The organism is Flavobacterium sp. (assembly GCF_965262375.1).
GTDB lineage: Bacteria > Bacteroidota > Bacteroidia > Flavobacteriales > Flavobacteriaceae > Flavobacterium.
This window is the reverse complement of record NZ_OZ253527.1, coordinates 1,393,782-1,406,728: the sequence shown is the minus strand read 5'-3', so window position 1 is coordinate 1,406,728 and position 12,947 is coordinate 1,393,782. Positions and strand designations below refer to the sequence as shown.

The 12,947-nt window shown below is 36.2% G+C and carries 11 protein-coding genes; 6 read left to right on the top strand and 5 right to left on the bottom strand.

Going from position 1 to position 12,947, the window contains the following annotated elements; genetic code table 11:
• Positions 1-29: 29 nt before the first annotated feature.
• The 5 genes from ACQY29_RS06515 to ACQY29_RS06495 all read right to left on the bottom strand — a co-directional run bounded on the left by ACQY29_RS06515 (position 30) and on the right by ACQY29_RS06495 (position 7,624).
• Entirely contained in the window at positions 30-2,567 is a 2,538-nt protein-coding gene (locus ACQY29_RS06515; RefSeq protein ID WP_428224424.1) for a sodium-translocating pyrophosphatase, read from the bottom strand.
• Positions 2,568-2,681: 114 nt separating this feature from the next.
• Positions 2,682-3,212, bottom strand: coding sequence for an inorganic diphosphatase (locus tag ACQY29_RS06510; protein ID WP_428224423.1), 531 nt, complete (start codon positions 3,210-3,212; stop codon positions 2,682-2,684).
• Positions 3,213-3,460: 248 nt separating this feature from the next.
• Entirely contained in the window at positions 3,461-4,072 is a 612-nt protein-coding gene (locus ACQY29_RS06505) for a DNA-3-methyladenine glycosylase family protein (RefSeq protein WP_428224422.1), read from the bottom strand.
• Positions 4,072-6,576: a DUF5686 family protein gene (locus ACQY29_RS06500; RefSeq protein WP_428224421.1), complete on the bottom strand. Its 2,505-nt coding sequence runs from the start codon at positions 6,574-6,576 to the stop codon at positions 4,072-4,074. Before ACQY29_RS06500 ends, ACQY29_RS06505 begins: the two co-directional genes overlap by 1 nt.
• A 70-nt stretch (positions 6,577-6,646) precedes the next feature.
• Complete coding sequence (locus tag ACQY29_RS06495; protein WP_428224420.1) at positions 6,647-7,624, bottom strand: pyruvate dehydrogenase complex E1 component subunit beta; 978 nt, start codon at positions 7,622-7,624, stop codon at positions 6,647-6,649.
• Positions 7,625-7,802: 178 nt separating this feature from the next.
• Here ACQY29_RS06495 and ACQY29_RS06490 point away from each other — a divergent pair, with 178 nt between their 5' ends.
• From ACQY29_RS06490 to ubiE, 6 genes are all read left to right on the top strand, one after another.
• Entirely contained in the window at positions 7,803-8,549 is a 747-nt protein-coding gene (locus tag ACQY29_RS06490) for an electron transfer flavoprotein subunit beta/FixA family protein (protein WP_428224419.1), read from the top strand.
• Between the two features lie 60 nt (positions 8,550-8,609).
• A complete protein-coding gene (locus tag ACQY29_RS06485) occupies positions 8,610-9,575 on the top strand; it encodes an electron transfer flavoprotein subunit alpha/FixB family protein (protein ID WP_428224418.1) in 966 nt (321 codons plus the stop codon).
• Between the two features lie 117 nt (positions 9,576-9,692).
• On the top strand, positions 9,693-10,319 hold the full coding sequence (locus tag ACQY29_RS06480) for a bifunctional nuclease domain-containing protein (protein ID WP_428224417.1): 627 nt from the start codon (positions 9,693-9,695) through the stop codon (positions 10,317-10,319).
• A gap of 66 nt (positions 10,320-10,385) precedes the next feature.
• A complete protein-coding gene (locus ACQY29_RS06475) occupies positions 10,386-11,210 on the top strand; it encodes a thymidylate synthase (protein ID WP_428224416.1) in 825 nt (274 codons plus the stop codon).
• Between the two features lie 9 nt (positions 11,211-11,219).
• The gene (locus tag ACQY29_RS06470) at positions 11,220-11,711 is read left to right on the top strand and encodes a dihydrofolate reductase (RefSeq protein WP_428224415.1); all 492 of its coding nucleotides are present in this window, start codon (positions 11,220-11,222) and stop codon (positions 11,709-11,711) included.
• Positions 11,712-12,214: 503 nt separating this feature from the next.
• Positions 12,215-12,946, top strand: coding sequence for a bifunctional demethylmenaquinone methyltransferase/2-methoxy-6-polyprenyl-1,4-benzoquinol methylase UbiE (gene ubiE, locus ACQY29_RS06465; protein WP_428224414.1), 732 nt, complete (start codon positions 12,215-12,217; stop codon positions 12,944-12,946).
• The last annotated feature ends 1 nt before the right edge of the window (position 12,947 follow it).

Genomic DNA, 12,947 nt, shown 5'->3' with positions numbered 1-12,947 from the left:
AAAGAAACGCCCCAATTGGGGCGTTTGTCTTATTTGTTAAAAGCATCTATTTTCGCTTGAACTTCGGCATCGGTTCCTTCAAAAACTTCTTCTTTTTTCGATATTTTACCATCTTCTCCAGTTGTAGTGATTACAAGAGTCGCTTTTACTTTACCATCAATTTCTTCCTTTTTCACAGAGACTTCCTTCTTTGAGATTTGTTGCTTCACCTTTGACGCTACAAACTTTCCGTTTTCATCATAATGAGACAAACAAAAAGCCTTTTCTTCAGCGGAGCATCCTTTTTCATCACACATTTTAGCACATTCCTCTTTGGTCATGGTCGCACAAACTTTCAAATCGCATTTCATTTCTTTAACTTCACATTGCTCTGTTTTAGCACAACAATCGCTTTTCATAACCTCAGCATGTCCAGAACCTAAAATAGGCGCAATAACCAATCCAACTAAACAAGTCAACTTAATTAAAATATTCATCGAAGGTCCTGAAGTATCTTTAAAAGGGTCACCCACCGTATCACCTGTTACTGCCGCTTTATGCGCATCAGACCCTTTGAAAGTCATTTCTCCGTTAATCATCACGCCTGCTTCAAATGATTTTTTTGCATTGTCCCAAGCACCTCCAGCATTATTTTGAAAAATAGCCCATAACACTCCAGAAACACACACACCTGCCATATAACCACCTAAAGCTTCAGCCCCCATCAAAGCACCTAAAAGGATAGGTGTAATAATGGTAATTGCTCCTGGTAACATCATTTCACGCAAGGCTGCCTTGGTAGAAATATCCACACATTTACCATATTCAGGTTGCCCTGTACCTTCCATAATTCCAGGAATCTCACGAAACTGACGACGCACTTCGTTTACCATATCCATAGCCGCTTTACCCACAGATTGCATAGCGAGTGCCGAAAACACCACAGGAATCATTCCCCCTACAAACAAAGCTGCCAATACATCGGCTTTAAAAATATTAATCCCATCTATGCCTGTAAACGTCACATAAGCAGCAAATAAGGCTAAGGCAGTCAAGGCCGCTGAAGCAATAGCAAAGCCTTTACCTACCGCTGCCGTGGTATTGCCAACAGAATCTAAAACATCGGTACGTTGACGCACTTCTTTAGGTAATTCACTCATTTCTGCTATACCACCCGCATTGTCAGCAATAGGGCCAAATGCATCTATAGCCAACTGCATCGCTGTAGTCGCCATCATAGCAGATGCCGCAATTGCCACCCCATAAAAACCAGCCAAGGCATAAGCCCCCCAAATAGCAGCCGCAAACAATAATACCGACCCGAAAGTTGATTTCATTCCTGTAGCTAAACCTGCAATAATATTAGTAGCTGCACCCGTAGAAGAATTTTGAACGATATTTAAAACTGGCCTTTTACCCAATGCCGTAAAATATTCAGTAATAGCCGAAATTAACCAACCCACCGAAAGCCCTACTAAGGTGGCATAAAACACATGTCGACTAGGAACCGCTTTCATCCCTTCGCCAAAGAAATTCATATTAATTGTTTCTGGCAACATCATTTTGATTAGAAACCAACAAGCAACCACTGTTAAGCCTAAAGAAATATAGTTTCCTAAATTTAAAGCACCTTGTACTTGAGCTTCTTTGGCATCATTGTCTTTGATTTTAACAAAAAAAGTACCGATGATAGACGCTAGAATACCCACACCTGCAATTACTAACGGAAGTAAAATAGGTCCCATGCCATTATAAGCATCTGTGAACTGAGTTCCTGCCGCTTCGCTCATATCCTTAATGATATAATTCCCTAATACCATCGACGCTAAAACGGTAGCTACATAAGAACCGAATAAATCAGCTCCCATACCTGCCACATCCCCCACATTATCGCCAACATTATCTGCTATAGTCGCAGGGTTTCTTGGGTCGTCCTCAGGAATTCCAGCTTCTACTTTTCCAACTAAGTCGGCACCTACGTCAGCCGCTTTAGTATAAATACCGCCACCTACACGAGCAAACAGCGCAATGGATTCGGCACCCAACGAAAAACCTGCTAAAGTTTCCAGTACTAAGGTCATTTTATCATAAAACATCTCATTCGAATCCCCCATAAATTGGTTCAGAAAGAACAAAAAGAATAAGCTTAAGCCCAATACAGCCAGTCCTGCAACGCCTAACCCCATAACAGTTCCTCCTGAAAAAGAAACTTGTAAAGCTTGGGGTAAAGAAGTTTTAGCGGCTTGTGTAGTACGTACATTGGCTTTAGTGGCAATACGCATACCTATATTCCCCGCGAGTGCAGAAAACACAGCGCCAAAAACAAAAGCCACCACAATCATCCAATGTGAGGTTTTTACCATTTGTGACACCGTAAACAATGCTCCTGAAGCCACAAGAACGAAAATAGCTAAAATACGATATTCCGCCTGAAGAAATGCCATGGCTCCTTCTTGAATACTCTTTGAAATGCCTTGCATTTTAGCATCGCCACTATCTTGCTTATTCACCCAAGAGGCCTTGACAAACATAAATAAGAGTCCTAAAACCGCCATAAACAGCGGTACGTAAATCATCATTGATTCCATAAATTTGGTTTTGGTTGGTTCGTTATTTAGTAAATATATGAAAATCAGCATAAATAAAAAAGCAACACTTCTTTCGAAATGTTGCTTTTTTCATATCAATTAAACTAGTGAAGTTTATTTAATGCTAAACAATCCTTCTGGTTTGTTTTCAATAGCATTAAAACGATCCACACATTGTTTTAAGATTTCTTGTGCTTCTTTTACATCACCCCAACCTTGTACATCAACTTGCTTGTTTTCTAAGTCTTTGTACACTTCAAAGAAATGCTCAATTTCTTTCAATAAGTGCGGGTTCATATCAGACAAATCGTTTAATTTATTCCAAATTGGATCTGATACTGGTACACAAATAATTTTTTCATCTGGTCCTTTATCATCGGCCATGTGGAAAACACCAATAGGTTTTACTTCAATAACACAACCAGGAAATGTTGGCTTAGTCACTAATACTAAAACATCTAATGGATCACCATCTAAAGCTAAAGTTTCTGGAATAAATCCGTAATCCGCTGGATACATCATTGAAGAGAACAACATACGATCAAAACGCATTCTCTTTAAATCAAAGTCATACTCATATTTGTTACGGCTTCCACGAGGGATTTCAACTAATACGTCGAAAGTTTGTACTTTATCTGCAGTCATTTCTATTTATTTTTGCGGGTGCAAAGTTAAACAAAAGTTAGAAATTAGAAGTTAGAAATTAGAAGTTTTTTACAAAAACAACATTTTCTTAAAATTGAAAATGAGCGTTTTAAAATCAGCTTCAAGATTAGTGACTAGTAAATAGTGATAAGTAAATAGTGATAAGTAAATAGTGATAAGTAAATAGTGATAAGTAAATAGCTGTTTGAGTTACCGTACCAAAACAAAATCAGCCAATAAGCTTATCATCAGTATTGATAAGTAATAGTGCGTCCTCGTTTTTTCAAATAATAATGCCATAACAGAAAAGAGGCATAAGTACGATGTGGTGCCCAGCCTTCTGCATAAACCATCATTTCTTCTTTTGTTTCCAGATTCAAAAGCTCTCGCATAGTATTAACAATAGCCACATCACCAATAGGCAATACATCAGGCTTTTGTAGGGCAAACATCAAATATACATCAATGGTCCAGTTGCCAATCCCTTTTAATTGAATCAATTCCGCACGAATTTGCTCAGAACTTTTACTTGAGAGCGAATCAAGGTCAATACTTTTTTCTAAAACTGCTGTTGCTAAATAGCTGATATACCTAGCTTTTTGCCTACTTACCCCATAGCTACGAAAAGTTTCTTCAGACAAACCTACCAGATTTTCAGGAATAATCGCTCCAACTCCAGTTCGCAATTTTAAATAAGTAGCTTTGGCCGAATCTATAGAAACTTGTTGTTCCAGAATTAACAAAACTAAGGTCTCAAAGCCTTCTGGACGAGACGGAATGATTTCAGGCAGACCGTAAAGTGTTACAATCTGCCTGAAAATACTATCTTTTTGTATTAATAAATCAACAATGCTCTTCATTAAAACTCAGGAAAAAAACCAAAACGAACACCAAATTTAGGAGGTTCGTTACCATTTAAATCAACGTAATTTGAACGCCAAATAAAATCTATTCTAAATGGTTTAAAATTACCTAAACCTATATTTTCAATTCCAAATCCATATTCCGAATAAGCACGAGTAGGCGCATTGTAAACTACGGAAGATCTATTAGCATTGATATTAGCATCAGAAATACCACCAACAACTGTTTTATAAAACAACACTTCTCTAAACTTTAACTTTTTGATTAATGGTATACGATTAAAAATATATCCGTTAAAATGATGCTCAAATTTAGCCGATACATATTTATCAGTCATCATATCGTAATAATCCAACAAAGAGAAAGCATTTGCAGAAATAGAATAGGCTTGATTAACTACCACAGGAGTTAACAAAGTAACAGGTAACGTTTGAAAAACTTTAGCCGCTTCAAAATTCATACGTAACACCCCAAAATTACTCAACTGCAAAGGCTTATTATATTGCAACTGCAACTTGTCATAATTAAAATCACTTCCCCCAATAGCTGCAAAACCATGCGTATATTTTGCACCAACTGAAGCATAAAGCCTTCCCGTATACGACTGATCCACACCAAAACCATACACATCTCTTTTAGGCGTATAATACACTCCCAAACTCATAGCAAAATCTTTAACCGTATTTTTCACAATATCTTGTTCCATCTGGTAAGCGATTGAGAAAAACTTTTCGTCAGCAGCACTCATATTTCTATACACCGATGACCAATTAAATTTCAAATTTTTATGCGGCTGCACATCAACACTAAACACCGATTTCTGAGTATTAGTTAAACTATAATTTTCCCCTCGTGCAATAATCACATTAGTACTCGGCCCTGCAGAAATTAACTCCGATTCCTCTAAGCCTAAGCTACTCATTTGAATATTATCATTAACATACCCTGCCCCAACAGTTACTCGAGGCGATGCATTGATTAAATATCGAGCACTTAAACCAAACTTTATCTTCTTATCCCTATTCCCATAGGCTAAATACCCATTAGTACGAAATAAATCATTTGCTGTTTTAAACGTTCTAAAACCAGCTTTCAAACGTAAGCCTTCAATATCATTATTTGAAAAAGTTTGATAAATAGAACCAAACTGAATCCCATGTGTAATTGGTATAAATCCTGATGACAAAATAGTCAACAAATTGGTTACATGTCTGATTCTTTTATTATTACCTAAATCAGCAATGATAGCTCTTGTGTTATTTACCCCCGCTTCTCGAGTAGTTAATTCTTTCCAATAAGCATCTTCTTTTTCAAATTGCTTCGTTTTTGTCTGCACTATTTGCCCCTCATAAAAAGCAACTTCTTTAGGCTTTTCAAAAACATAATCAGAATACAAAATACTTTTTTTCAAATACATTCCTTTTTCCTCATCCCCTTTTGAAAGTATCGTAAAATCTCCTTCATAAGCCTCTCGTTCTGGCAAATACACATCATTATCCTGAATCGTATACGTTTTTTCAATAGCCAAATTACGCACAAAGTTCAAATTCACTTTAGCATTATTTCGCATATAAATTTCAGTAATCGCAAAAGATTTAGCTTCTACTTTAAAGCTCCCTTGAAATAATAAATCTTGGCTATTTCTAGGAAAATAGAAAATTTCATAAATCTTTTTAGCGCCATCCTGAACACTATCTCTCAATACATATTCGTACTGACCATACCCGCGCACTGATAAAGGACTCACAAAAACCTTATTCAAGACTTCTACATCATCATCATACACATCAAATGGTTTGATAAAATTTGCAATTTTCTCCATTACAAATCCTTTATCAGCAAGACCAGTAGTTCTTTCCCCTTCTATATCAATTCGCTCTTTGTGGGTTGTATTGTCTCCATAAACTTTTTCATTCAACTCACGTAAATAAGTAGGGATTACATAATTTTTTTGTTTCTTTTTCTGTACAGAAAGCTTCACTACACTATCATAATGAACTCCCAAAATACGTTTCAGAAAAATACTATCTAAATTACTCAATCCATTAGCAACCGAACTGTATTTTGTATACTCATAATTCTTAACTAACGAAAGACCATTTTTCTTCTTATTTTTCCAAATCCCTTGCAGAATTTTATAAGCAGGGTTCTCTTCTTTTTTTAAATGCTTTTTAGGCCGCCCCACAACAACTACCTCATTTAACTCTTTAGCATTTGACATAAACACTTTTAACCCTGAAACCTGAGCCGTTTTCAACTCAACTTCTTTATCTTCAAAACCTGCATATTTAACCACAATAAAAGCGTGATCCGCCGCACTTTCAATTGTAAAAACACCATTTATATCGGAAGACACACCGGTTTTATTCCCTTTAAAATAGATATTAGCAAATGGTAATGGTTCTTTTTGATCATCAAAAACAACACCACTCACTTTTGTTTGCGCTTGCATAAACAACGCAAAAAACAAACTATAAAATAAAAACAATATTTTTTTCATAAAATAAATATAACAAAAAACAAAACTCCATCAATAGCGATGGAGTTTTAGATATAATAACAAAAAAAAATTACTTATACATTACTTTCTTTACTGCTTTGATTACATCCTGAGCATTAGGTAACCACTCTTTTAATAATGTTGGCGAATAAGGCGCAGGTGTATCTGCTGTTGTGATTCTTTGAATAGGAGCGTCTAAATAATCAAAAGCTCTTTCTTGAACCATATACGTAATTTCAGAAGCCACTGATGCAAAAGGCCAAGCCTCTTCCAATACCACTAATCGATTTGTCTTCTTAACCGAGTTGATGATACAATCATAATCCATAGGACGTACAGTACGCAAGTCAATTACTTCTACAGAAATTCCTTCTTTCGCAAGTTCTTCTGCTGCTACTAAAGCTTCTTTGATGATTTTTCCAAAAGATACGATAGTCACATCTTTACCTTCACGCTTGATATCTGCCACCCCAATTGGAATTACATATTCTCCTTCAGGCACTTCTCCTTTATCACCATACATTTGTTCAGATTCCATGAAAATAACCGGGTCATTATCACGGATAGCTGCTTTCAACAACCCTTTGGCATCATAAGGCGTAGAAGGCACAATAACCTTCAACCCTGGACAGTTTGCATACCAGTTTTCAAACGCTTGAGAGTGCGTAGCCGCTAATTGTCCCGCAGAAGCTGTAGGCCCACGGAATACCATTGGCATAGGAAATTGTCCAGCACTCATCTGACGCATTTTTGCAGCGTTATTGATAATTTGGTCAATTCCAACTAATGAGAAATTGAAAGTCATGAACTCAACAATTGGGCGACAACCATTCATTGCTGAACCCACTGCAATACCCGCAAAACCTAATTCAGCAATAGGTGTATCTATAACACGTTTGGGACCAAACTCATCTAACATTCCTTTTGAAGCTTTGTACGCTCCATTATATTCAGCCACTTCCTCACCCATCAAATACACCGACTCATCACGGCGCATTTCTTCACTCATCGCTTCACATACGGCTTCTCTAAACTGTATTGTTCTCATAATATTTTTTAGATTCTATAAAATGAATGGCAAAAATAGGAAATTTTACCCCACATTCCACGACCAAACTCCATAACATTTCAAAAAAAGAGAAAAAAATTTATTATGCACGCATACTATATTGGATTTTTTTCTTTATATTTGTATTCCAATTTTTGTAAAACCAATACAATTAACGATGAAAATATTAGTTTGCATCAGCCACGTGCCTGATACTACTTCAAAAATCAACTTCACCAATGGTGATTCAGAATTTGATACTAACGGTGTACAATATGTAATTAACCCTAACGACGAATTCGGTTTAACAAGAGCTGTAATGTTCCAAGAACAACAAGGAGCAACAGTTACCGTAGTTAACGTTGGTGGTGCAGATACAGAACCTACATTAAGAAAAGCATTAGCGATTGGCGCAAACGATGCTATCCGTGTGAATGCTAACCCAACTGACGGGATGTATGTCGCAAAACAATTAGCTGAAGTAATCAAAAACGGCGGATATGATTTAGTGATTGCAGGTAAAGAATCATTAGACTACAATGGCGGTATGGTACCTGGAATGACAGCAGCTTTATTAGGTTATAACTTTGTCAATTCTTGTATTGATTTAAAAGTTGAAGGTAACAACGTTACCGCTTCACGCGAAATTGACGGTGGTAAAGAAACCGTTTCTACTGCATTACCTTTAATCGTTGGTGGACAAAAAGGATTAGTAGAAGAAAAAGACTTACGTATTCCAAACATGCGTGGTATTATGACCGCTAGAACAAAACCTCTAAACGTAGTGGAAGCTGTAGGCGCTGACAACGCGACACAAGCGGTTAAATTTGAAAAACCAGCTGCTAAACAAGCGGTTAAATTAGTTAGCCCTGATAATTTAGATGAGTTAATCAACTTATTACACAACGAAGCGAAAGTAATCTAGTAATCAGTGTTCAGTTTTTAGTAATCATCTTTAAGCTTTGCACTTTAAACAAAAGAAATTATGTCAATTTTAATATACGCAGAATCCGCTGAAGGTAAATTCAAAAAGGTAGCCTTCGAATTAGCATCATACGCAAAAAAAGTAGCTGAAACCACAGGTACTACTGTAACCGCTTTAACCATTAACGCAGGCGACACAGCTGAGTTAGGTAAATACGGTGTTGATAAAGTATTGAAAGTTAGCAGCGACAAATTAAACAATTTCAACGCTAGAGCTTATGCTGATGTTATCAAACAAGCAGCAGAAAAAGAAGACTCAAAAGTAGTTGTTTTATCATCAACGACTGATTCATTATACTTAGCTCCTTTAGTAGCCGTAAACCTAAACGCTGGTTATGCTTCTAACGTAGTGGCGCTACCTGTTAGCACAGCTCCTTTCCAAGTAAAAAGAAATGCTTTTTCAAACAAAGCTTTCAACATTACTCAAATTGATACAGACGTAAAAGTATTAGCTATCGGAAAAAACAGCTTTGGTTTAGTTGAAGCTTCAGGAGCAGCAGCAGCTGAAGATTTTGCACCAGCTATTGCAGATGCTGATTTTGGAGTTCAAACTCAATCAGTAGAAAAAGGTTCTGGAAAAGTAACTATCGCGGATGCTGATGTAGTAGTATCAGGTGGTCGTGGATTAAAAGGTCCTGAAAACTGGGGGATGATTGAAGAATTAGCAAACGTTTTAGGCGCGGCAACAGCTTGTTCAAAACCAGTTTCTGATTTAGGATGGAGATCACACAGCGAACACGTGGGACAAACAGGTAAACCAGTAGCTACTAACTTATACATTGCTGTAGGTATTTCAGGGGCTATCCAACACATTGCAGGGATTAACTCTTCAAAAGTAAAAGTAGTTATCAATTCTGACCCAGAAGCACCTTTCTTCAAAGTTGCTGATTATGGGGTAGTTGGTGATGCTTTCCAAGTATTACCTGCTTTAATTGAAAAATTAAAAGCTTTCAAAGCACAACAATAATAAATCAGAAATCCCAAACTCAAAAAGGTTTGGGATTTTTTCAAAATATTGAATATTTAGAAATCGCTACGGCGATTTTTTTTGTTACTTTGCAAAGATATATTCACAGCCTAAAAAATGAGTTTAGTTAGACTATCCATAAAAGGAATTTCATACAGTCAGACCCAGAACGGTGCTTATGCATTGATATTAAATGAAGTTGACGGAGAACGAAAACTACCTATCGTAATTGGTGCTTTTGAAGCCCAATCTATCGCCATTGCATTAGAAAAAGAAATACGCCCTCCCCGCCCTCTTACCCACGATTTATTCAAAACTTTTGCAGATCGCTTTGACATAGTAGTCAAACAAGTGATCATTCATAAACTGGTTGATGGCGTTTTTTACTCCAGCATGATTTGCGAAAGAGATAAAATAGAAGAAATTATAGATGCACGAACCTCTGATGCGATAGCATTAGCCTTGCGTTTTGACGCCCCAATCTTCACATATAAAAACATTTTAGATAAAGCTGGAATTTATTTAAACATGTCTTCTGAAGATAAATCGGATTCTGAAGAAAGTGACGACATCTTGTCAACTCCCGAAACATTTGGTAATACAAGTAGTGATGAAGAAATCAAAAACACTTATGCCAAATACACTTTAGCAGAACTAAATGATTTGATGGATCAAGCCGTACAAGATGAAGATTACGAGAAAGCTGCTAAGATCAGGGATGAGATTACAAAAAGAGAATCTTAGTAAATAGTCAATGTCCAGCAACTAGTAATCAGTGTTCAACAAAACAGCACGCAAAACAACAAAGAAGTGAAACAATATTTAGATTTAGTAAAGCATGTTCTAGAAACAGGCAATCAAAAAGGAGACAGAACAGGAACAGGCACCCTGAGTGTTTTTGGTTACCAAATGCGTTTTGATTTGAGCGAAGGATTTCCTATGGTAACAACTAAAAAACTACATCTAAAATCTATCATCCACGAACTTCTTTGGTTTTTAAAAGGGGACACAAATATTGCTTATCTAAAAGAAAATGGGGTGCGCATTTGGGACGAATGGGCAGATGACAATGGGGATTTAGGACCTGTTTATGGGCATCAATGGCGCAATTGGAACAGTGAAGAAATTGACCAAATTACGGAACTCATCGAAACCCTAAAAAAGAATCCAAATAGCAGACGCATGTTGGTTTCTGCATGGAATCCATCTGTTTTACCCGATGATAAAAAACCTTTTGCTGAAAATGTAGCCAACGGCAAAGCTGCTTTACCTCCTTGCCATGCTTTTTTTCAATTTTATGTAGCAGATGGCAAGCTTTCTTGTCAGCTGTACCAGCGAAGTGCCGATATCTTTTTAGGCGTTCCGTTTAACATTGCTTCGTATGCCTTGTTCACTCTAATGATTGCCCAAGTTTGTGACTTACAACCTGGGGAGTTTATCCATACTTTTGGTGACGCACATATCTATAACAATCACATCGAACAACTGCAACTGCAATTAAGTCGTGATCCAAAACCTTTACCAAAAATGATTTTAAACCCTGAGATTAAAAACATTTTTGAGTTTAAATTCGAAGATTTTACTTTAATTGACTACGACCCGCATCCTCATATCAAAGGGCAAGTGGCGGTTTAAAACATAACAATGAGAAACATAACCCTTATAGCCGCTGCAGGGCAAAACAACGAATTGGGAAAAGACAACCAATTGCTTTGGCATTTACCCGATGATTTCAAACATTTCAAAACCCTGACCGCAGGTCATTATATCATCATGGGGAGAAAAACTTTTGAAAGTTTCCCTAAACCATTACCTAACAGAACGCATATTATTATCACCAGAAACGAAAATTACAATGTTCCTCAAGGATGCATTCTGGTAAACTCACTACAGAATGCTATAGCTATATGTCCTAAATTAGAAGACCTATACGTGATTGGCGGAGGTGAAATATACCATCAAAGCATAAACCTTGCTAATCGCATCGAATTAACCAGAGTACATGAAGTTTTTGAAGCAGACACTTACTTCCCTACAATAAACAAAGACGATTGGACATTAGCAAATTCTATCAATCACCCTGCTGATGAAAAACACCTCTACAGCTTTACTTTCGAAACCTATATCCGAAAATAAAAAAAGCACCTTGAGATTATCGAGGTGCTTTTTTCTAATGTAATCGTTTACGGTGTAACTCCAATCGAGTATGTTTTACATTGTTCAACCAAACTTATTTTGGCCAATATAAAAACGGAGATAAAATCTCTAAATTTATTGTACTACCAAATACCACTAAATGCATTACAATAAAAAAACTAAAATTTCCAAAAACAAATTTAACCCAAAGAACGTTTGTGACACTTTTTTAAAGCAGAGGATCATCTACTTTTAATTTTGATTGGTAAATATAAATTGTGTCGAATTTACATTTTTTGCCACACCAATAAGTAAAAAAGTATAACGATTAATTAGAGTACTAAGATACGACAACATATCAACTCACACAATACCAATTTGTTAGTATTTTTAAATATACACGTTTTCAGTTAGCAAATACGATTATACTTTGATTTTTATCGATGAATGACCTTATAGAAGGTTTAAAAATTATATCCTATATTTGTTGCAAATTATTTTTTATGTCTATTAGTACAAAACCATATAAAAATTCAGACTCAAGCAAGAAAGAACAAGTCTCAAAAATGTTTGATACCATCTCACATGAATATGACAATCTTAATCGAGTAATCTCGTTTGGGATTGATGTACAATGGCGTAAAAAGATGGTTAAAATGGCTAATGCCATGCAACCAAAAAAAATTCTTGACATTGCAACTGGAACAGGAGATCTAGCCATTTTACTTGCTACAACAAAAGCAGAAAAAATAATAGGTTTAGATATTTCTGCAGGAATGCTGGAAGTGGGAAAACAAAAAGTTGCTCAAAAAGGCTTAAGCCCACAAATTGAGTTAGTCTTAGGAGATTCCGAAAGCATTCCTTATGAAGACAACACATTCGATGTCATTACGGTAAGTTTTGGAATTCGAAATTTTGAAGATTTAGAAAAAGGTTTATACGAAATTTTACGTGTTTTAAAACCTGGAGGTTTATTTTTAATACTAGAAACATCTGTACCTGAAAAATTCCCATTCAAACAAGGCTATCATTTTTACACAGGCACAATTATGCCTTTAATAGGAAAGTTATTCTCTAAGGATAAAGTAGCCTATCAATATTTAGCTGATTCTGCCTCAATTTTCCCTTATGGAGAACGTTTGAACAATATTTTATCAAAAGTTGGGTTTATTAATGTAAAACATGCTCCACAAACCATGGGAGTTGCCACTATTTATTCAGCATCAAAAAAATAAT